This window comes from Streptomyces sp. NPDC043853, from assembly GCF_056436025.1.
Genome location: NZ_JBWKDJ010000010.1, coordinates 206,986 through 227,110, shown reverse-complemented (window position 1 = coordinate 227,110; position 20,125 = coordinate 206,986). Strand labels below are relative to the sequence as shown.

21 protein-coding genes are annotated in these 20,125 nt (G+C 73.2%); 6 read left to right on the top strand and 15 right to left on the bottom strand.

Annotated elements, in window-relative coordinates; all coding sequences use genetic code 11:
* Positions 1 to 37: 37 nt before the first annotated feature.
* The 5 genes from AC067U_RS25565 to infC all read right to left on the bottom strand — a co-directional run bounded on the left by AC067U_RS25565 (position 38) and on the right by infC (position 3,681).
* Entirely contained in the window at positions 38 to 1,138 is a 1,101-nt protein-coding gene (locus AC067U_RS25565) for a sensor histidine kinase (RefSeq protein WP_478832087.1), read from the bottom strand.
* 56 nt (positions 1,139 to 1,194) lie between these two features.
* The gene (locus tag AC067U_RS25560) at positions 1,195 to 2,052 is read right to left on the bottom strand and encodes a TrmH family RNA methyltransferase (protein ID WP_478832086.1); all 858 of its coding nucleotides are present in this window, start codon (positions 2,050 to 2,052) and stop codon (positions 1,195 to 1,197) included.
* A gap of 124 nt (positions 2,053 to 2,176) precedes the next feature.
* On the bottom strand, positions 2,177 to 2,569 hold the full coding sequence (rplT, locus tag AC067U_RS25555; RefSeq protein WP_365106009.1) for a 50S ribosomal protein L20: 393 nt from the start codon (positions 2,567 to 2,569) through the stop codon (positions 2,177 to 2,179).
* A gap of 131 nt (positions 2,570 to 2,700) precedes the next feature.
* Positions 2,701 to 2,895: a 50S ribosomal protein L35 gene (gene rpmI, locus AC067U_RS25550; RefSeq protein ID WP_030192941.1), complete on the bottom strand. Its 195-nt coding sequence runs from the start codon at positions 2,893 to 2,895 to the stop codon at positions 2,701 to 2,703.
* A 105-nt stretch (positions 2,896 to 3,000) separates the two neighbouring features.
* Positions 3,001 to 3,681 (bottom strand): translation initiation factor IF-3, encoded by a 681-nt coding sequence (gene infC, locus AC067U_RS25545; protein WP_478832085.1) that lies wholly within the window; start codon positions 3,679 to 3,681, stop codon positions 3,001 to 3,003.
* Between the two features lie 332 nt (positions 3,682 to 4,013).
* Between infC and AC067U_RS25540 the strand changes: the two genes are divergently transcribed.
* Entirely contained in the window at positions 4,014 to 4,388 is a 375-nt protein-coding gene (locus tag AC067U_RS25540; protein ID WP_393578069.1) for a DUF1844 domain-containing protein, read from the top strand.
* Positions 4,389 to 4,477: 89 nt separating this feature from the next.
* Here the strand turns inward: AC067U_RS25540 and AC067U_RS25535 are convergent, their stop codons facing one another.
* From AC067U_RS25535 to AC067U_RS25525, 3 genes are read right to left on the bottom strand one after another with little or no spacing between them, the layout of a single operon-like run.
* Entirely contained in the window at positions 4,478 to 5,218 is a 741-nt protein-coding gene (locus tag AC067U_RS25535) for an SseB family protein (protein WP_478832084.1), read from the bottom strand.
* A gap of 12 nt (positions 5,219 to 5,230) precedes the next feature.
* Entirely contained in the window at positions 5,231 to 6,487 is a 1,257-nt protein-coding gene (mycP, locus tag AC067U_RS25530) for a type VII secretion-associated serine protease mycosin (RefSeq protein WP_478832083.1), read from the bottom strand.
* Positions 6,484 to 7,200, bottom strand: coding sequence for a hypothetical protein (locus AC067U_RS25525; protein ID WP_478832082.1), 717 nt, complete (start codon positions 7,198 to 7,200; stop codon positions 6,484 to 6,486). The genes mycP and AC067U_RS25525 overlap by 4 nt, the downstream gene beginning before the upstream one ends.
* Before the next feature lie 339 nt (positions 7,201 to 7,539).
* Between AC067U_RS25525 and AC067U_RS25520 the strand changes: the two genes are divergently transcribed.
* Entirely contained in the window at positions 7,540 to 8,742 is a 1,203-nt protein-coding gene (locus AC067U_RS25520) for an amino acid deaminase/aldolase (protein WP_478832081.1), read from the top strand.
* On the opposite strand, the gene AC067U_RS25515 is transcribed toward AC067U_RS25520, so the two are convergent.
* From AC067U_RS25515 to AC067U_RS25500, 4 genes are all read right to left on the bottom strand, one after another.
* Positions 8,739 to 9,080, bottom strand: a complete 342-nt coding sequence (locus AC067U_RS25515; RefSeq protein ID WP_478832080.1) for a hypothetical protein — start codon at positions 9,078 to 9,080, stop codon at positions 8,739 to 8,741. The genes AC067U_RS25520 and AC067U_RS25515 overlap by 4 nt on opposite strands.
* Positions 9,081 to 9,237: 157 nt before the next feature.
* Complete coding sequence (locus tag AC067U_RS25510; RefSeq protein ID WP_478832079.1) at positions 9,238 to 10,050, bottom strand: 3-oxoacyl-ACP reductase; 813 nt, start codon at positions 10,048 to 10,050, stop codon at positions 9,238 to 9,240.
* Between the two features lie 4 nt (positions 10,051 to 10,054).
* On the bottom strand, positions 10,055 to 11,419 hold the full coding sequence (locus AC067U_RS25505; RefSeq protein ID WP_478832078.1) for an aldehyde dehydrogenase family protein: 1,365 nt from the start codon (positions 11,417 to 11,419) through the stop codon (positions 10,055 to 10,057).
* 8 nt (positions 11,420 to 11,427) lie between these two features.
* Positions 11,428 to 12,846: a glutamine synthetase family protein gene (locus tag AC067U_RS25500; protein WP_478832077.1), complete on the bottom strand. Its 1,419-nt coding sequence runs from the start codon at positions 12,844 to 12,846 to the stop codon at positions 11,428 to 11,430.
* Positions 12,847 to 12,924: 78 nt separating this feature from the next.
* Here AC067U_RS25500 and AC067U_RS25495 point away from each other — a divergent pair, with 78 nt between their 5' ends.
* The 3 genes from AC067U_RS25495 to AC067U_RS25485 all read left to right on the top strand — a co-directional run bounded on the left by AC067U_RS25495 (position 12,925) and on the right by AC067U_RS25485 (position 16,136).
* The gene (locus tag AC067U_RS25495; protein ID WP_478832076.1) at positions 12,925 to 13,695 is read left to right on the top strand and encodes a FadR/GntR family transcriptional regulator; all 771 of its coding nucleotides are present in this window, start codon (positions 12,925 to 12,927) and stop codon (positions 13,693 to 13,695) included.
* A gap of 96 nt (positions 13,696 to 13,791) precedes the next feature.
* A complete protein-coding gene (gene eat, locus AC067U_RS25490; protein WP_478832075.1) occupies positions 13,792 to 15,264 on the top strand; it encodes an ethanolamine permease in 1,473 nt (490 codons plus the stop codon).
* A gap of 170 nt (positions 15,265 to 15,434) precedes the next feature.
* Positions 15,435 to 16,136, top strand: coding sequence for a gamma-glutamyl-gamma-aminobutyrate hydrolase family protein (locus AC067U_RS25485; protein ID WP_478832074.1), 702 nt, complete (start codon positions 15,435 to 15,437; stop codon positions 16,134 to 16,136).
* Positions 16,137 to 16,657: 521 nt separating this feature from the next.
* Here AC067U_RS25485 and AC067U_RS25480 read toward each other — a convergent pair.
* Positions 16,658 to 17,575 (bottom strand): LysR family transcriptional regulator, encoded by a 918-nt coding sequence (locus tag AC067U_RS25480; RefSeq protein WP_478832073.1) that lies wholly within the window; start codon positions 17,573 to 17,575, stop codon positions 16,658 to 16,660.
* A gap of 70 nt (positions 17,576 to 17,645) precedes the next feature.
* Between AC067U_RS25480 and AC067U_RS25475 the strand changes: the two genes are divergently transcribed.
* Positions 17,646 to 18,755 carry a TDT family transporter gene (locus tag AC067U_RS25475; RefSeq protein WP_478832072.1) on the top strand — a complete coding sequence of 370 codons (1,110 nt, stop codon included), beginning with the start codon at positions 17,646 to 17,648 and terminating at the stop codon, positions 18,753 to 18,755.
* Here the strand turns inward: AC067U_RS25475 and AC067U_RS25470 are convergent.
* Positions 18,742 to 19,392: a signal protein gene (locus AC067U_RS25470; RefSeq protein ID WP_478832071.1), complete on the bottom strand. Its 651-nt coding sequence runs from the start codon at positions 19,390 to 19,392 to the stop codon at positions 18,742 to 18,744. The two genes, AC067U_RS25475 and AC067U_RS25470, sit on opposite strands and share 14 nt — an antisense overlap.
* Positions 19,393 to 19,414: 22 nt before the next feature.
* Positions 19,415 to 20,125, bottom strand: a complete 711-nt coding sequence (locus AC067U_RS25465; protein ID WP_478832070.1) for a helical backbone metal receptor — start codon at positions 20,123 to 20,125, stop codon at positions 19,415 to 19,417.

Below are 20,125 nucleotides of genomic sequence, written 5' to 3'. Positions count from 1 at the left end.
GAGCCCGTGGGCCGCCTGGCGAGACCGTCCGCAGTGGCTACTGCGTGAGGTAGGCCGGCGCGCCGACGGGCAGGATAAATCGGAACTCGGCGCCGCCTCCGGGGCCGCGGCCGACCGTGATCGTCCCGCCGTGGGCCTCGACGATGCCCTTGACGATGTACAGGCCCAGCCCGGTGCCGCCGCGCTTGCTGCCCCGCCAGAAGCGGGTGAAGACGCGGCCCATGGACTCCTCGGGGATGCCGGGGCCTTCATCGGTCACGGTGACGGCTGTTCCCTTCTCGTGCGGGCTCACATCGATGGTGACCGTTCCGTCTCCGTGCCGCACCGCATTTTCCAGAAGATTGCCCAGGACCTGATCGACCTTGTCCGGGTCCGCCCACAGATCGGGCAGTGCGCTGCTCACCCGGACGAGGAAGCGGTCGGGGGCCTGGCCGTTCGCCGTGAGGGCCTGGACGTGCCGGCCGACGGCGGTGGCGATGTCCACCGGCTGCCGCCGTACCTCCAGCCGGCCGGAGTCGATGCGGGAGATGTCGAGGAGCTCGGCGATCAGCCGGGTGACCCGGTTGGCGTCGGCGTCGACGGTCTCCAGCATCAGCCGCTTCTGGTCGTCGGTGAACCGCTCCCACTTGGCCAGCAGGGTGGCGGTGAAGCCCTTGACCGAGGTCAGCGGGGAGCGGAGTTCGTGGGCGACGGTGGCGATCAGCTCGGCGTGGCTGCGCTCGGTGCGGCGGCGGGCCTCGGTGCCGCGCAGGGTGACCACCAGCCGGCGCAACGGCCCGGCCGGGCGGGTGCGGACGTACTGGGCGGAGACGAGGACCTCCCGCCCGCCGGGCAGCAGCAGGTTGCGCTCGGGCTGCCGACAGCGGGTCGCGAGACCCCCGTAGGGGTCGGTGAGCGTCCACCAGCGGCGCCCGTCGAGGTCCTCCAGGGGCAGGGCCCGCTCGATCCGCGCGCCGAGGGCCTCGCCGGGGGAAATCGCCGTGATCCGGGCGGCGGCCCGGTTGAAGCAGATGACCCGGCCGGCGTCGTCCGCGACCACCAGCCCGTCGGGCAGCTCGTCCGGGTCCAGCCCGAAACAGTCCTGCGCCGCGGGGGCGACCGCGGCCTGCCGCGGAGAGCTGTTCGTACCGACGGTCATGTCCCCGTACCCCACATCTCCTCGGGAGCGCCGTGGGCCCCCGGGCCGCCACCCTACTAGCTGAGGGTCACGCTGCGGCACCCTCCGGGCGCCCGCTGTGCTCGCGCGGAGGCGTAGAGGCACACGGCCGCGGCCGTGGCGAGGTTCAGGCTCTCCGCCTTGCCGTGGATGGGGACCCGTACGACCGCGTCGGCCAGGGCGCGGGTCTCCTCGGGCAGGCCCCAGGCCTCGTTGCCGAAGACCCAGGCCGAGGGGCCTCCCATGGTGCCGGCGTCGAGTTCGGCGTCGAGGTCGTGCTCCCCCGCGCCGTCGGCGGCCAGGATCCGTACGCCGGCCGCGCGCAGGCCCTCGACGGCCGCTTCCACGGGGACGCCGATGGCGACCGGCAGGTGGAAGAGGGAGCCGACGGAGGCCCGGACGGACTTGGGGTTGTAGAGGTCCACGGAGGCGTCGGTGAGCACCACCGCGTCCGCCCCGGCGGCGTCGGCGCAGCGCAGGACGGTTCCGGCGTTCCCGGGGTCGCGGACGTGGGCGAGTACGGCGACCAGCTTGGGCCGCGCCGCCAGGATGTCCTCGAACGGCGAGTCGAGGAAGTGGCACACGCCGACCAGGCCCTGCGGGGTGACCGTCTGGGAGACCTCGGCGAGCACCTCGTCGGCGGCGAAGTGGACGCGGGCCCCGGCGGCGCGGGCCGCGTCGACGATGTCGGCGTACCGCTCGGCGGCCTCGACGGTGGCGAAGAGCTCGATCAGGGTGGGCCCGGCCTCGCCGCGGTGCTCGACGGCCTCCCGGACGGCCTGCGGACCCTCGGCGATGAAGCGGCGCTCCTTGGTGCGGAAGTTGCGCCGCGCGAGCCGGCGGGCGGCGGCCACCCGGGGGTTGCGCGGGGAGATCAGCTCGGCGGGGGTAGCCATGTCCTGTCGGTTTCTCTCTCGGTGCTGCGGGAGCGCGGGCTCGGATACGCGGGGTGAACGCACCCGGACCCGCAGGCGAGACGCCTGCGGGTCCGGGATCAGCCTGGTGGGGCTACTGCTGCCGTCAGGCGGCAGCGGGCGCCTTCGGGGCGTTGACGTCGGCCGGAAGGGCCTTCTGCGCGACCTCGACCAGCGCGGCGAACGCGTTGATGTCGTTGACGGCCAGCTCGGCGAGGATCTTGCGGTCCACCTCGATGTTGGCGGCCTTCAGACCCTGGATGAGGCGGTTGTACGTCATGCCGTTCTGGCGGGCAGCGGCGTTGATGCGCTGGATCCACAGCTGACGGAAGTCGCCCTTGCGCTTCTTGCGGTCGTTGTAGTTGTAGACCAGCGAGTGGGTGACCTGCTCCTTGGCCTTGCGGTACAGGCGCGAACGCTGACCGCGGTAGCCGGAGGCCGCCTCGAGGATCGCCCGGCGCTTCTTGTGGGCGTTTACTGCCCGCTTGACGCGTGCCACTTGTTAACTCCTTGTAGCGGGGCCGTGGTTGTGTTCACACGGCCCGAAATCGATTGGGTCCCGGTCCAGACGTCTCGCCCCTCCCCCAGCTACCGCTGGGAGGTGCCCCCACGCGGCGGGGAGGGAGGACGTCACTTGCCGAGAAGCTTCTTGATCTTCGCGGCGTCGCCCGGGGCCATCTCGGCGTTGCCGGTGAGGCGACGCGTCAGCTTGGACGACTTGTGCTCGAGCAGGTGGCGCTTGCCGGCGCGCTCACGGAGCACCTTGCCGGAGCCGGTGATCTTGAAGCGCTTCTTGGAACCGCTGTGGGTCTTGTTCTTCGGCATAGCGCCGTTATCTCCTCGTCGGTGCCGCTCCCGCCGGCCCGTTTCCGGACCGGCGCACCGGAGCGTCAGTTGTGTGGGTTGATTCCGGGACGGGCTGCCCCGGTATCAGGCCTCGGCGGACGGCTGGTCTTCGACCTGGCCCTCGACCTGGTCCTCGGCCGCGCCCTCGGCGGGCGCCTCCGCGACCAGGCCCTGACGCTCGGCCTTGCGGGCGGCCTGCGCCTCGCGGGCCTCGGCCATCGCCTCGGTCTTCTTCTTGTGCGGACCCAGGACCATGATCATGTTGCGGCCGTCCTGCTTCGGGTTCGACTCGACGAAACCGAGCTCCTGGACGTCCTCCGCCAGGCGCTGCAGCAGTCGGTAGCCGAGCTCCGGCCGGGACTGCTCGCGACCACGGAACATGATCGTGATCTTGACCTTGTCGCCCTGCTTGAGGAACCGTACGACGTGACCCTTCTTGGTGTCGTAGTCGTGCGGGTCGATCTTCGGCCGGAGCTTCATCTCCTTGATGACCGTGTGCGCCTGGTTCTTGCGCGCCTCACGGGCCTTCATGGCCGACTCGTACTTGAACTTGCCGTAGTCCATGAGCTTGCAGACGGGCGGACGGGCGTTCGCCGCGACCTCGACCAGGTCGAGGTCGTACTCCTGCGCAAGCTCGAGGGCCTTGGCAAGCGGAACAATCCCGACCTGCTCGCCGCTGGGACCGACAAGTCGCACCTCGGGAACGCGAATCCGGTCGTTGATGCGGGGCTCGGCGCTGATGGATCCTCCTAGGTAGCACCACACGGCTGCCTGGCAGACAGTCGTGCACGTCTGTTTGAACGGACCACCGCACCGGAACGCAAAAACGCCCCGGACGGAACACAGGCGGGAGCTCCAAAAACAACCGGAGCACCGCCGCGTAGGCCGCGGGGCGCAGACTCGGGCGGCTTTCCATCGTCCGTACGGAACGATGGATGCCACCTGACCGGATGACCTGCCGCCCCGGAGGGTGGCCAGGTGGGAGATCGGAGCCTCCACTTGTGGGCCGGGGACATACGTCTCCGGCCGGTCGTCACACAAGGTTAGCACCCACGCCCGGGAGAGACCAATCCGCGCCACCGCTTATGGTGAAGGACATGACTGACGCGACCCCCACCGCTCCCGAGGCTTCCGCCGCCCCCGACTACGACGCCATGACCCGCGACATCGCGGACGTGCCCGCCGTCGAGGTGATCACCACGGTGGCGGTCCACCTGCTGAGCGCCGCGGCGGTCAACCTGGGCCTGGACAAGCCGGACTCCGAGCACAAGGACCTCGACGAGGCCCGCAAGCTGATCACCGCGCTGGCCGGGCTGGTGACCGCGAGCGCCACCGAGATCAGCTCCTTCCACGCCGCTCCGCTGCGCGACGGCCTGAAGTCGCTCCAGCTGGCGTTCCGCGAGGCGTCGATCGTCCCGGACGAGCCGGGCCAGGGCCCGGGCGAGAAGTTCACCGGCCCCGTGTACGCCTGACCGCCACACCGCACCCCACCCCGGCGTTCCGGGTGTGACCAGGGGGCATGCGCACCGCGCATGCCCCCTTTCCGCTGCCCGGCCCCGGATCAGCGGGTGAAGAGCGGTTCCCCCGGCGGGGCGGGCGCGTCCGCCGGCAGCAGGGCCATCTCCAGCCCGCGCACCAGCCGCTCCCGCAGCGTCTCGTCGGCGGCCAGGGCCTCCGCCACCCGGCGCGCTCCCGCCGCCGGCTCGGTGCCGGCCGCCAGCACCACCGCGAGGATCCCGTCGGCCGAGGCGCCTCCGGGCAGCAGGTGGGCACGGAGCACCGAGGGCTCCGCGGCCACCGCGGCCCGCACCGCGTCCGTGACGGCCGGGTCTGCCAGCGGGTCCGCGTCCGTACGGCCCTCCGCGAGCGCCCGCAGGGCCGGTCCGGTCAGCTGGTACGCCACCGGGCCCGCGAGGTCCAGCACCACGGTGTCGGCCCGCTCGTGGGCGGCGGCCTTCAGCGCCTGGTGGAGTGGCACCGCGACGGGGCGGGCCGCCGGGTCCCAGCGCGCCAGCGATTCGAGCGAGGTGAAGGCGGGCAGCGCCCGCCGGTTCCCCGCGGTGAGGGTCGGCACCGCCATGTCGCTGGTCTTCTCGCGCTTGAGGCCGGTCTCCGGGTCGGTCTCCACCTCGCCGAGCACGGCCACCACCGGGACGAGCAGCCGCGCACCGCGCAGGGCCGCCAGGACGTCCGGCTCCTTGGCCCGGTCCTCGGCCCAGGCGGCCAGGGCCGCGCTCAGCCGGGGATCGGCGGAGCCGTCGTCGTCGGAGAAACCGGGGTCTGGAATGTTCTTCTGCGCCACAGTTACCCGACCCTATCCGGTGGCCGGGGTGCGCCGGCGCCGGGCGAGCACGGCGGCCGCCACCAACAGCACCAGGCCGGCGCCCGCGGCCACCCCTGCCGTCAGCGCGTTCCGGTGCCCGGCCGGCCGCCGCGGCTCCGGCCCGGAGCCGAAGTACCGGCTCTGGTGGGCCACGGGGGCCGGCAGCACGGGCTCCGGTTTCCACCGCTCGGCCTTCTGCAGGGCGAGGACCGGGTCCACCAGGCCGTCACCGCGGGAGTCGTTCCGGCCGCCGCGCGGGCGGTCCGTGGTGGTGTCCTCCAGCAGGCGCTTCACCTGTGACGGGGAGAGCTTCGGGTACTTGGCCCGGATCAGGGCGACCGCGCCGGACACGTGCGCGGCGGCGGCGCTGGTGCCCCAGCCCGTGTAGTACTTGCGGTCCGGGTCGGCGATCACCACGTCCTGGCCGGGGGCGCTGACCGAGGCGTACCAGTTGCGGGTGGAGAAGTCGGCCCGCTGGCCCTTGCGGTCCACGGCGGTGACGGCGATCACGCCCGGGTAGGCCGCCGGATAGGAGACGGGGTGTCCCTTGCGGCCGCTGTTGCCGGCCGAGGCGACCACGACCACGCCCTTGGCCAGGGCGTACTGGACGGCCTCGTCCTCGGCGGCCTCGTGGTGCGCGGAGGAGCTGTCGTCGCCGAGGGACATGTTGATCACGTCCGCGCCGTGGTCGGCGGCCCAGCGGATGCCCTCCGCGAGGGCTCGGCCCTTCTTCTCGCGGGCCTTGCCCCGGGCCGGGTCGCCTTCCTCGAGGATCACCCGGACCGGGAGGATCTTCGCGGCCGGCGCCACGCCCATCACCCCGTCCCGGCGGTCGGGTCCGTGGCCGTGGCCGGCGATGATCGCGGCCATGGCCGTGCCGTGGTGGGCCCAGGCCTTGTCCCCCGGGGCGGCTCCGAAGCCGACGAGGTCGTTGCCGGGCAGGACGCGGCCGGTGAGGTCGGGGTGGGTGCCGTCGACCCCGGTGTCGAGGAGGGCGACGGTGACCCCCTCGCCCCGGGTGATGCCCCAGGCCTCCTCGGCACGGAGCACGGTCAGCGGCCACTGCCTGTCGCGGACGGCGTCGGCCCGGGCGGGGGTACCTCCCACGGCGACGAGCACCCCGCCGAGCAGCGCGGCCAGACAGGCCCTGGCCCGGAGGGGGGCCGCGGCGTACGGGCGCGGGGCGGCCGGGTGCGGGGCGTAGGGCCGCTCGGCGTACGGGCGCGGGGCGGCCGGGCGCGGGGTCATGAGCGGGTCTCCGGTGAGGCGGGTGCCACCTGTGCGGCGAGCGCCGCTTCGAGGCCGTCCGCGACGGCCTCGGCGGCGTGCCCGAGCCCGGCCAGCGCGACGGCGCTGCGGTCGGCGGGCTTCATCGCGTCCTCGGCGGGCCGGGCCTGGGGGACGTCCCGTTTGTCGGAGAAGGCCGACACCGTGTACACCACCACCGGCGCGTCCGACCGCACGGACACCTTGTACGCGGCCCGCTGGCCACCGCCGATACCGAGTGCGGCGGGCGCGGACAGCTCACCGCGCAGATCGTCCATGGCCTCCGGGCCGGCCGGGGTGAAGACCAGCCCGGCGGACACCAGGGCGCTGCGGGTCGCGTCCGTGTAGGTCGCGCGCAGCACCCGGGTGCAGCCGGTGCGCGCCATCTCCTTCTGCCATTCCTTCGACAGCCCCTCCGCGCACTCCGTGCGGGGGGACACCGCGATCCGGGTCCACGTGCGGTCGGCTCCGCCGGGGCCCGTGCCGGCTCCGTCCAGGACCGGGGGGAAGAGGGTGTCGACCGGGGCCCGGTCCCAGAGGGTGCCCGCCCGCCGGTAGGTCTCCACGGCCGACGGCACCCGGTTCGTCTCCCGGTGGTCCTGCCAGACCAGCCAGCCGGCCCAGCCGAGCAGGCCGAGGCCGAGCGCGCCGCACACCACGGCGGCGACGGTCCGGACTGGGCGGGCCGATCGCACGGAGGCAGTGGCGCCCTCCGGTCCCGGGGCTCCTTCGGATCCGGGGGCTCCCTCGGATCCGGGGACGCCGTCGGATCCGGGGACGCCGTCGGATCCGGCAGGCGTCCCGGCACCGGCGGTACAGCCCGTTCCACTTCCCGGTCCGGACGGTTCGGGTCCGGGGCCGTGGACGGTCCAGGGCGCGGACAGCGCAGAGTGCGGGTCGGTCGTCGTCATACGGCGCTCCGCCCCCTGTTCCGTGCCGCGGCTGCCTGCCCGTACTTTACGGCTCCGGGATCGGGAGCGGGCCGCCGCCTCCGGCCCCTACCCACCGGTAGACCCGTCTGGCAAGCTGCGCCCATGAACTCCCCCGCCTCGGACCGCGCCCGGTACGACCGGGCCACCTCACACCTCGACGCGCCGCTGGCCATCGTGGACCTGAACGCTTTCGACGCCAACGCGGACGACGTCGTCCGGCGGGCCGCCGGCAAGCCGGTACGGGTCGCCAGCAAGTCCGTCCGGTGCCGGGCCCTGCTGGAGCGGGTGCTGGCCCGCCCGGGCTTCGCCGGGATCATGTCGTACACCCTGGCCGAGTCGGTGTGGCTGGCCCGGTCGGGGTTCGAGGACGTACTGCTGGCGTATCCGTCGGCGGACCGCGCGGGCTTCGCCGAGCTGGCCTCCGACCCCAAGCTCGCCGGTTCCGTCACCGTGATGGTCGACGACCCGGCGCAGCTGGAGCTGATCGACCGGGCGCGGGAGGGCGGCCGCGAGGAGATCCGGGTCTGCCTGGAACTGGACACGGCGCTGCGGCTGTTCGGCGGCCGGGTGCGGGTCGGCGCCCGGCGGTCCCCGCTGCGCGAGCCCGGCGAGCTGGCGGAACTGGCCCGGGCGGTGCACCGGCGGCCCGGGTTCCGGGTGGTGGGGCTGATGGCGTACGAGGGCCATGTCGCGGGCGTCGGGGACGCCGTGGCGGGGCGGCCGCTGCGGTCGCGGGCGATCCGGCTGATGCAGGCCGCTGCGCGCCGGGAGCTGGCGGCCCGCCGGGCCGAGGTGGTGCGGGCGGTCCGGGAGGCGGTGCCGGACCTGGAGTTCGTCAACGGCGGCGGCACCGGCAGCGTGCAGCACACGGCGGCGGAGGAGGCGGTGACCGAGATCGCCGCGGGATCGGGGCTGTACCAGCCTCGGCTGTTCGACAACTACACCTCCTTCTCGGGACGGCCGGCCGCGCTGTTCGCGCTGCCGGTGGTCCGGCGGCCGGGGGTGGGGGTGGTGACCGTGCTGGGCGGCGGCTATCCGGCCTCGGGCGCGGCGGGCGCCGACCGGCTGCCGGAGCCGTACCTCCCGCGGGGGCTGCGGTACGACGCGCAGGAGGGGGCCGGTGAGGTGCAGACCCCGCTGCTCGGTGCCCCGGCCGACGACCTGCTGATCGGCGACCGGGTGTGGTTCCGGCACGCGAAGGCCGGGGAGCTCTGCGAGCGGTTCGACCGGCTGCACCTGGTGGAGGGGGACGTGGTGACGGCCTCGGTCCCGACGTACCGGGGCGAAGGCCGCACGTTCCTCTAGCGTCCCGGGCCGTGGGTCGGATCGGATCGAGTCAGGCCAGGTCCGCACCGGTCCGCTCCGGTCCGGTACGGGTCGCAGCCGGGGTACCGGTCGATGAGCTGCTGGAGACGGCCCTCGTCGGCGCCGTACCAGCCGCCGGCCGGCTGCGGGGCGGCGCAGCGGGCGGGGGCGGAGGGCGCCGCCTGCGCAGCGGGGGCGGAGGGAGCCGCCTGCGCAGCGGGGGCTGAGGGAGCCGCCTGCGCAGCGGAGGCGGAGGCGGAAGCGGCGAGGGTGCCGGCGGCGAGGGACGCGGCGGCGCCGACGGCCTGCAGCTGCCGGAGGGTCTGGGAACGGGTCACTGAGCGGGGGTCTCCTGTCGTCACCGAGGCCGCACGGCCTCGAGATCGTCAAGGACGGTAGACACGACAGCCGGGCGTCGAAGGGACGCCCGGCTGTCGGGGTGCCGGAGTGTCGGGTGAACGCTCCGGGTCTACGGCCCGCCCCCGGCGGAGCCGGCTACAGCGGGGTGACGTACGCCCCCGAGATGCCGCCGTCGACCAGGAAGTCGGTGGCGTTGATGAAGGAGGAGTCGTCGCTGGCGAGGAAGGCCACGGCGGCGGCGATCTCCTCGGCCTCGGCGAACCGGCCGACGGGGATGTGGACCAGGCGCCGCGCCGCACGCTCGGGGTCCTTGGCGAACAGCTCCTGCAGGAGCGGGGTGTTCACCGGCCCCGGGCACAGCGCGTTGACGCGGATGCCCTCGCGGGCGAACTGCACCCCGAGTTCGCGGGACATGGCGAGCACGCCGCCCTTGGAGGCGGTGTAGGAGATCTGGGAGGTGGCGGCTCCCATGATCGCCACGAAGGAGGCGGTGTTGATGATGGAGCCGCGGCCCTGGCGCTGCATGTAGGGCAGGGCGGCCTTGCAGCAGAGGTAGACGGAGGTGAGGTTGACGTCCTGGACGCGCTTCCAGGCCTCCAGTCCGGTGGTGAGGATGGAGTCGTCGTCGGGGGGCGAGATGCCGGCGTTGTTGAAGGCGATGTCGACCGAGCCGTAGGTCTCGAAGGCCGTGCGGAACAGGGCCTCGACCTCCTCGGGGTCGGTGACGTCGACCTTCACGAAGGTGCCGCCGACCTCCTCGGCGGCCGCCTTGCCGGCCTTCTCGTCTACGTCGCCGCAGACGACGTTGGCGCCTTCGGAGGCGAGCCGGCGGGCGGTGGCGAGGCCGATGCCGCTGCCGGCTCCGGTGATGACCGCGGTACGGCCGACCAGTCGGCGGCAGACGGTCTCCTCGTGCCGGTCCTGCGGGGAGTGCTGTGCGTGGGACATGTGGTCAGTCCTCCGTGCTGATGAAGACGTTCTTGGTCTCGGTGAAGGCGGTGAGGGCGTCGGGGCCGAGCTCGCGGCCGAGTCCCGACTGCTTGTAGCCCCCGAAGGGCGTCCAGTAGCGGACGCTGCTGTGGGAGTTGACGGAGAGGTTTCCGGCGGCGACGGCCCGGGAGACGCGGACGGCCCGGCCGACGTCGCGGGTCCAGATGGAGCCGGAGAGGCCGTACTCGGTGGCGTTTGCCAGGCGTACGGCATCCGCCTCGTCCTCGAAGGGCAGGACGACCGCGACGGGGCCGAAGACCTCCTCGGCGGCGACCGGCGCGGCGGGGTCGGCACCGGTGACCACGGTCGGCGGGTACCAGAATCCGGGGCCCTCGGGGGCGGTGCCGCGGATCAGGGTGAGGTCCTCGGTGACGTAGGACCGTACGCGGTCCAGCTGGGCGGCCGAGATGAGCGGGCCCATCTGGGTCTTCGGGTCAAGCGGGTCACCGACGACGACGGATTCGATGCCGGGGGCGAGGAGTTCCAGGAAGCGGTCGTAGGCGGACCGCTGGACCAGGATCCGGGTGCGGGCGCAGCAGTCCTGGCCGGTGTTGTCGAGGAAGGCCATGGGTGCCGCGGCTGCCGCGCGCTCCAGGTCGGCGTCGGCGAAGACGATGTTGGGGCTCTTGCCGCCGAGTTCGAGGGTGACGCGCTTCACCCGGTCCGCGCACTTGGCCATGATCCGCTTGCCGACGCGGGTGGAGCCGGTGAAGACGATCTTGGCCACGCCGGGGTGTTCCACGAGCGCGTCGCCGGCCACCGGGCCCTCGCCGGGCAGCACCTGGAAGAGGTGCTCGGGGATCCCGGCTTCGAGGGCGAGTTCGGCGAGGCGGAGCGCGGTGAGGGGGGTGGTCTCGGCGGGCTTGAGGAGGACGGCGTTGCCGGCCGCGAGGGCCGGGGCCAGGGCCCAGGCGGCGATCGGCATGGGGAAGTTCCAGGGGGCGATCACGCCGATGACGCCGAGCGGTTCGAGGAAGGTGACGTCGAGGCCGCCGGGGACGGGGATCTGCCGGCCGGAGAGCCGTTCGACCCCGCCGGCCGCGAAGTCGAGCAGGTCGCGGACGTTGCCGGCTTCCCAGCGGGCGTTGCCCAGGGTGTGGCCGGCCTCGCGGACCTCCAGGAGGGCGAGTTCCTCGATGTGGTCCTCGACCACGGAGGCGAAGCGGCGCAGCAGCCGGGCGCGGTCGGCGGGGGCCGCGGCGGCCCAGGCGCGCTGCGCGGCGGCGGCCCGGGTGACGGCGGTGTCGACCTCGTCCCGTGTGGCGGCCGGGACGAGGGCGACGATTTCTTCGGTGGCCGGATTGATCACTTCCAGCGCGTCGGACACGGGGGGCCTCACAGACGTTCGAAGGAGCGGCGCAGTTCCCAGTCGGTCACCGCGGAGTCGTAGGCGTCGAGTTCGACGCGGGCCATGTTGAGGTAGTGGGCCACCACGTCGGGCCCGAAGGCGGCCTTGGCGATCTCGCTGTTCTCCCAGAGTTCGGCGGCTTCGCGCAGGGTGGTGGGGACGTGCGCGTAGTCGCCGGTGTAGGCGTTGCCGGTGCAGGGGGCGGGCAGTTCGAGGCGGTTCTCGATGCCGTAGAGACCGGCAGCGACCAGTCCGGCGACGGCGAGGTGGGGATTGACGTCGCCGCCGGGGAGGCGGTTCTCGAAGCGGGTGGAGCGGCCGTGGCCGACCACTCGGAGGGCGCAGGTCCGGTTGTCCGAGCCCCAGGCGACGGCGGTCGGGGCGAAGGAACCGGGGCGGAACCTCTTGTACGAGTTGATGTTCGGGGCGTAGAGGAGGGAGAAGTCGCGCAGCGCGGCGAGCTGGCCGGCCAGGAACTGGCGCATGACCTCGGACATGCCGTGCGGGTCGCGCGTGCCGTCCGGGTCGCGCGTGCCGTCCGGATCGCGCGTGCCGTCCGGGCCGTCGTCGGCCATCACGTTGCGCCCGTCGGCGTCGGTGAGGGAGAGGTGGATGTGGCAGGAGTTGCCTTCGCGCTGGTCGAACTTGGCCATGAAGGTGAGGGAGACGCCTTCCTGGGCAGCGATCTCCTTGGCCCCTGTCTTGTAGATCGCGTGCTGGTCGCAGGTGACCAGGGCCTCGTCGTAGCGGAACACGATCTCGTGCTGGCCGAGGTTGCACTCGCCCTTGGCGGACTCGACGGTGAGGCCGGCGCCCCGCATCTCGTTGCGGATCCGGCGGAGCAGGGGCTCGATGCGGCCGGTGCCCAGGACGGAGTAGTCGATGTTGTACTGGTTGGCCGGGGTCAGGCCGCGGTAGCCGTTGTTCCAGGCCTGTTCGTAGGTGTCCTTGAAGACCATGAACTCCAGCTCGGTGCCGACCTGGGCGGTGTAGCCGTGCGCGGCGAGGCGGTCGAGCTGGTGGCGGAGGATCTGGCGGGGGGCGGCGACGACGGGGGTGCCGTCGTTCCAGGCGAGGTCGGCGATGACCATCGCGGTGCCCTCGTTCCAGGGGACCCGGCGGAGGGTGGAGAGGTCGGGGTGCATGGCGAAGTCGCCGTAGCCACGGTCCCAGGAGGACATGTCGTAGCCGTCGACGGTGTTCATGTCGGTGTCGACGGCGAGGAGGTAGTTGCAGCCCTCGGTGCCGTGGGCCATGACCTCGTCGAGGAAGAACTGAGCGGCGAACCGCTTGCCCTGGAGCCGTCCCTGCATGTCGGGGAAGGCCAGGACGACTGTGTCGATCTCACCGCTCGCGACGAGGGAGCGGAGCTCCTCGGGCGCGAGCGGCGGCTTGCGGTCTACCACGGGATTCTCTCCTTCGGGTGAGCCGAGTGGGCCTAAGGTATTGAACAGAACCATTGCTTGGGAAGAGGAGACGCCGATATGGCGAACATCGCGGGTGAGGAAGGCGCGGCCGGGGGGCTGGATCCCGTGCTGCGCCCCGTGCTGCGCCAGGTCCGGGCCGGCAACGGTTTCGAGGAGGCGCTGGAACAGATCCTGCAGGTGGTGCGACTGGGTCTGGTGCCGGCCGGCGAACGGTTGCCACCGGAACGCGAGTTGGCCGAGCGGATGGGGATCAGCCGGGTCACGCTGCGGGAGGTGCTGAAGGTACTCCAGGAGCAGGGCCTGGTGGAGGCGCGGCGCGGCCGGTACGGCGGAACGTTTGTGCGTGCCCGTCCCGACACCCCGGCCGGCGGCGCCGAGGAGGAGCTGCGGCGCCGGGTCGCCGGCGTGGACCTCGAGGACGTGCTGCGCTTCCGCGAGGTGCTGGAGGTGGGCGCGGCCGGGCTGTGCGCCGCCCAGGGGCTGACCGGGGCGGAGACCGCCCGGCTGACGGAGGCCCTGGCCGCCACGCACGACGCACAGCTGGCCGAGTACCGCCGTCAGGACACCCTCTTCCACCTGACGCTGTGCGAGCTGGCCGGCTCGGCCACCCTGACGGCGCAGTACGCGGCCGTCCGGGCCACCGTCAACGACCTGCTGGACTGCATCCCCCTGCTGGTGCGCAACCTCGAGCACTCGCAGCGGCAGCACACCGCGCTGGTGGAGGCGGTGCTGGAACGGGACCCGGACGCGGCCCGGGAGGTGATGCGGGAGCACTGCTGCGGGACGGCCGCGCTGCTGCGGGGGTTCCTCGGGCCGCGCTTCTTGTAACCGCGGTTTAACGCATGGGTCTTGCGCGCTCCCCCTCCTTGACGCAAAGGTACGCTGCAAAACCATTGCCGAGCCCCCCTCACGGCAGGAGCGCACATGGCCGACGACATCGCACCCGCGCCATCCGCAAGACCGACCGACGGATCCCCCGCGTCCTCTCCCGAGGACGCCTACCTGGAGCGCCGTACCCTGCGCCGCGGCAGCGCCGGCTGGCTGCTGCTGACCGGCCTCGGGGTCGCCTACGTGGTGTCCGGAGACTTCTCCGGCTGGAACATCGGCCTCGCCGAAGGCGGCTTCGGCGGCCTGGCGATCGCCACCGTGCTCATGGGCGCCATGTACGCCTGTCTCGTCTTCTCGCTCGCCGAGTTGTCCGCGATCCTGCCCACGGCGGGCGGGGGCTACGGATTCGCCCGCCGGGCGCTGGGCCCCTGGGGCGGCTTCCTGACCGGCACCGCCATCCTCATCGAGTACGTCCTCGCCCCGGCGGCGATCGTCATCTTCATCGGCGACTACGTCGAGTCCCTCGGCCTGTTCGGGCTGACCTCGAGCTGGCCGGTCTACCTCGGCTGTTTCGTGCTGTTCATCGGGGTGCACCTGTGGGGCGTCGGCGAGGCCCTGCGCTTCTCCCTCGTCGTCACCGCCATCGCCGTCGCCGCGCTGCTGGTCTTCGCGGCCGGTGCGCTCACCGACTTCAGCGTCGCCCGGCTGGACGACATCCCCGTGGACCCGGCCGCGGCCGGGTCCTCCTCCTGGCTCCCCTTCGGCGTGCTGGGCATCTGGGCGGCGTTCCCGTTCGGCATGTGGTTCTTCCTCGGCGTCGAGGGGGTCCCGCTGGCCGCGGAGGAGGCCAAGGACCCGGTGCGGTCCATGCCGCGGGCCCTCGCCCTGTCCATGGGCATCCTCGCCGTGCTCGCGCTGATCACCTTCTTCGCGGCCACCGGAGCGCAGGGCGCCGACGCCGTCAAGGCGGCCGGCAACCCGCTGGTCGTGGCCCTGGAGGGGGACGGCGGCCACACCGCGCTGAGCCGTTTCGTCAACTACGCGGGCCTGGCCGGGCTGGTCGCCTCCTTCTTCTCCCTCATCTACGCCGGCTCCCGGCAGCTGTTCGCCCTCTCCCGGGCCGGCTACCTGCCGCGCGCCCTGTCCCTGACCTCCCGGCGCAAGGCCCCGTACCTGGGGCTGCTCATCCCGGGCGCGCTCGGCTTCGCGCTGGCCGCCGGCACCGGGAACGGGGCGCGGATGCTGAACATCGCGGTGTTCGGCGCCACCATCTCGTACGCCCTGATGGCCCTGTCGCACATCGTGCTGCGCCGGTCCGAGCCGAACCTGGCCCGGCCGTACCGCACACCGGGCGGTGTGGCCACCTCCTCGACGGCCTTGGTGCTCGCCCTGTCGGCCCTGGTCGCCACCTTCCTGGTGGACAAGGACGCGGCATTCATCGCACTGGCCGTGTACGCCGTCGCCCTCGCCTACTTCGCGATCTACAGTCGGCACCACCTGGTGGCCTCGGCTCCCGAGGAGGAGTTCGCGGCGCTGGCGGCGGCCGAGGCGGAACTGAGTCGGGACTGAGCGGGGACTGACGTCTTCTTCCGTGCTGTCTGGTGTCTGCTGTCTGCTGGCCGCTGTCCGCTGTCTGTTGTCTGTTGTCTGCTGTCCGCTGTCTGCTGTCCGCTGTCCGCTGTCTGTTGTCCGCTGTCTGTTGTCCGCTGTCTGTTCTTCACCCTTTGGAGGTACCAGCTGTGCCCAGGCCGCTCATCGGCATCACCACCTACGTGGAGGCGTCCACCCGCTACGGCGTGTGGGACGTTCCCACGGTCCTGACGCCCACCGGGTACCACCGGCTCGTGCAGGCGGCGGGCGGCGCGGCCGTCCTGCTGCCACCGGACAAGCCGGAGGCGGCGGCGGAGGTGCTGAGCCAGGTGGACGGCCTGGTCATCGCGGGGGGACCGGACGTGGACCCGGCGCACTACGGGGCCGCCCGCGACCCCCGCACGGGACCGGCGGCGGCGGAGCGCGACACCTGGGAACTGGCGCTGATCCGGGCGGCGGTGGAGGCGGGTACCCCACTGCTCGGCATCTGCCGGGGCATGCAGGCGCTGAACGTGGCCCTGGGCGGCACCCTGATCCAGCACATCGACGGGCACTCGGCGGGCCACGGCGTCATCACCTGGCACCCCGTCACCCCGGTGGCCGGCACCCGGTACGCCTCCCTGGTCCCGGAGGTGTCCGACGTACCGACGTACCACCATCAGGCGGTGGACCGGCTGGGCGAGGGCCTGGTGGTGTCGGCGCACGCGCTGGACGGCACGGTCGAGGCGATCGAACTGCCCGGCAAGCCCTGGGCGGTGGGCGTCCAGTGGCATCCCGAGCGGGGTACGGACACCCGGGTGATGGCGGGGCTTGTCGAGGCCGCCAGCCTCGTTCCGGCGAGGGTGGGTTAGGGGGTACGGGGGTACGGGAGTACAGGGGTACGGCGCTCCGGTTTGCTGGGCGGGGCCGGGGCTTGCCGAGGCTCCGCCTGGACGGGAGCGAGGGGTGCCCGGGGGCTGCCCGTCAGTCCCAGTGTCATTACGTGCCGGCCGCCGGCGTCAAGGGCGCTCCCGTTGGTCGCGTCGGCAAGCCGATGGCCCTTCGGGCCACCCTTGACACCGACGACCGTCACGCAACGACAAGGACTGTCGGGCCGCCCCCGGGGGATGGCATGGAGGGACCGAAGGCCGCTTGGGTTCGGCGTTGGCGGCACGGGCAGCGGCTGTCGCTCGGTCGGCCGCCCTTCGGGCGGGCGCGGTGGTGAAGTGGATCAGATGTATGTAATCCAGGGCGGTCCGGGCGCACCAGATCGCTACGCGCTCCTGTTTGTCGGCGGATGCGGGCCGCCGGGGGGCGAGCATAGACCGCCCACGATCGCTACGCGCTGCGGTCGGACGGCGGGTGCGGGCTGCCGGATGTGGAGTGCGCGGGGTCAGGCTTCGCGGCGGGTCAGGGAGAGGAGGTCGCGGGCCGGGCCTGCGGGGCGGGTGCCTGACGGCCAGACCGCGCGGAGGGAGCGGTGGAGGAGTGCGTCGGCCACCGGGACCTCCACCAGGCGGCGTGAGGCGAGTTCGTCGGTCAGTGAGAGCTCGGACAGGACGCAGGGGCCGGCGCCGCTGATCGCTGCTGCTTTTACCGCCGTCGTGGAGGCGAGTTCCAGCAGCGGCGCGGACAGGCCGCCCGCCGGGGCCAGGGCCGCGTCCAGGACCTGCCGGGTCCCCGATCCGAATTCCCGCAGGATCAGGGGGGTCCCGGCCAGTTCCGTCGCAGGTACGGGTGCCGGGCGGCGGGCCCACGGGTGTTGCGGGGCCACTGCCACCACCAGCCGGTCGTGGGCTATCACCGCTGAGGACAGGCCGTCCGGGACGGTCAGGCCTTCCACGAAGCCCAGGTCGGCCTCGTGGGCCAGTACCTGCTCGGCCACCGCCGCCGAGTTCCCTGCCCGGAGCGAGACCGCCGTGTCCGGGCGGGCCGCGCGGAGTGCGATCAGCCAGCCGGGCAGCAGGTACTCGGCGATGGTCATGCTGGCGGCCACCCTCAGCCGGGAGTCCCGGCGTGCCCGGAGCGCCTGTGCGCCCGCGTCGAAAGCCTCGGCCGCCTCGACGACCCGCCGCGCCCAGTCCGTGACGAGGGCGCCCTCCGCCGTGAGGGTGGAGCCGCGCGGGGAGCGGTCCACCAGGGCCACCCCCAGCCGGGCCTCCATCGCCCGGATGCGGCTGCTCGCGGCGGGCTGGGTGATGCCCAGCTCTCGGGCCGCCCCGCCGAGGCTGCCCACCCGGGCCACGGCGAGCAGCAGCTCCAGCGCGCCGAGGTCGGGCACCCGGTGGGCCAGCGGAACGGGATGTGTCATAAATACAGCTTATGACCTCATAGGGCGGTGATCTCTGCCGGAGGGCCTCCCGCGACGGGACGCTGGACCCATGGCCACCCTCGCGCAACCGCGCTCGCATTCGCGCCACACCCGGCGCCCGCTCGTTCTCCGTCACCTCGGCCCGAACTGGTACGCCCCGGTGATGGGCACTGCCATCGTCGCGAGTGCGGGAGCGGTCCTCCCGTTGCGGATACCGGGGCAGCTCGTGGTCTGCCAGGTGGTCTGGGGGCTGTCGGCGCTCGCCCTCACGGCGGTGCTCACCGCCCGGGCGGGGCACTGGCTGCACCATCGCGACCAGGCGCGCGCGCATCTGATGGATCCGGCCGTCGCCCCCTTCTACGGGTGCCTGTCGATGGCCCTGCTGGCCGTGGGAGGCGGCACCATGGTCGTGGGCAAGGGCGTCATCGGGGAGCCTGCGGCGGTGGCCGTCGATGTGGTGCTGTTCACCGTCGGCACCGCGATCGGGCTGGTCATGGCCGTGGTGGTGCCCTATCTGATGGTCGTGCGGCACAAGGTGGAGCCTTCCTCGGCCACGCCCGTGTGGCTGCTCCCGCTGGTGGCGCCCATGGTGTCCGCCGCGCTGGGCCCGCTGCTGATCCCGCACCTGCCGGCCGGGCAGGCCCGGGAGACCCTGCTGCTGGCCTGCTACGCCATGTTCGGCGTCAGCCTGCTGGCCACGCTGCTGGTGCTCCCGCTGGTCTTCGGCCGACTGGTCGTGGGCGGCCCCCTGCCGCTCGCCCTCACCCCGACGCTGTTCCTGGTGCTCGGCCCCCTCGGCCAGTCCACCACCGCCGTGAACCAGCTCGCCGACCAGGCCCAGCAGGCGATCGGCGCCCCGTACGCCGGTGCGCTCGGCGCCTTCGCGGTGGTCTACGGCGTCCCGGTGATGGGCTTCGCGATGCTGTGGCTGGCCCTGGCCACCGCCATGCTGGTGCGGGCGGCCCGTGACGGGATGGGCTTCGCCATGACCTGGTGGGCGCTCACCTTCCCGGTCGGCACCTGCGTCACCGGCGCCGCCGGCCTGGCCCGGCACACCGGCCTGGCCGCCTTCTCCTGGCTCGCCGTGCTGCTCTTCGCCGCCCTGGTCACCGCCTGGCTGGCCGCCGCCGCGCACACCCTCCGCGGTCTGGCCACCGGCACCCTTCTCAGGCGACCTTGAGGTCGTAGGTGATCGAGAGTTCGTACGAGCCCGAGGAGCCCTCGATGACCAGGCGGTGCGGCCCCTGCGGAAGTCCGTCCAGCTGGACCCAGAGGCCGCAGCCGTTCGTGCGGAACGATCCGGCCTCCTGGGTGACGGGGTTCCCGCCGATGCTGTCCACCGTGATCGCGACCGCGTCGTGGCGCTCGACCCGCAGCGGCTTTCCGTCCAGGACCGCCGAGCCCTTGGCCGCCCTCATGAAGGAGGTGCAGTCGGGTTCGTCCACGCTGGCGGTGTTGACCACGGGGAAGGCGATCGGGCGCCCGGCGGGCACCGAGCAGTCACGCCGACTGCGTCCTCCGAAGTTGCCGGCCAGGAACCAGACGTCGGCGGGCTGCTTCTCGGCACAGAAGGTTCCGTCGGGGTCCTTCACCGGGTTGGAGAGGCTGGGGCTGGAGGCCGCCCACGTCCACCACCTGCCCTGCAGCTCGCCCGGGCCGAGCCTGCGTCCGGTGGCAGGCGGCGGACCGTTCCGGGCCGGGGACGCGCCCGGGGTCGCGGCGGCGGGACCGCCGTCCCCGGACGGGGAGCAGGCGCCGGCCAGCATCATCGCCCCCGCCAGCAGGGACGTCATCCTCCAGGCATGTCGTGCGCGCATCCGCGCAGGATAACGACGGCCTTCAGCGGGCGGCGCGCAGGGCCTCGCCCAGCACCCGGGGGGCCTCCACCAGGGAGGGGCCGTACCAGGTCAGGTGGCGGCCGCTCACCAGGGCCGCGGGCAGGCCGGGGAACGCCTCGGGGCCGTCCTGCCGGGTGAAGCGGTACGGCTCGTCGGGGAGGACCACCAGGTCGCAGCCCGCCGCGAGCCCCTCGGCCGGGATCCTCGGGTACCGCTCGGCGTGGCCGGCGTGGACGTTGTGGACGCCGAGGCGGGCGAGCAGGTCCCCGGCGAAGGTGTCCCGGCCCAGCACCATCCAGGGCCGCCGCCACACCGGTACCACGGCCCGCCGGTCGACCGCCGGCGCGAGGCCCGCCCAGGCCTCCTCGGCGGCGTCGAGCCAGCCGGGGCGGGGCAGGCCCAGCTCCCGCACCAGCAGCCGGTCCAGCTCGCGGAAGGCCCCGTCCAGGTCGCGGACCTCGGTCACCAGCACCCGCAGGCCGGCCGCGCGCAGCGCGGCCAGGTCGGGGGCCCGGTTCTCCTCCTCGTTGGCGATCACCAGGTCGGGCCGGAGCCCGACGACGGCGGCCAGGTCCGGGTTCTTCGTCCCCCCGAGCCGGTGGGCCTCCAGGCCGGGCGGATGCGTGCACCAGTCCGTGACGCCGACCAGCACGCCGGGTGCGCTGACCGCCACCGCCTCGGTCAGCGAGGGCACCAGCGAGACGACCCTCAC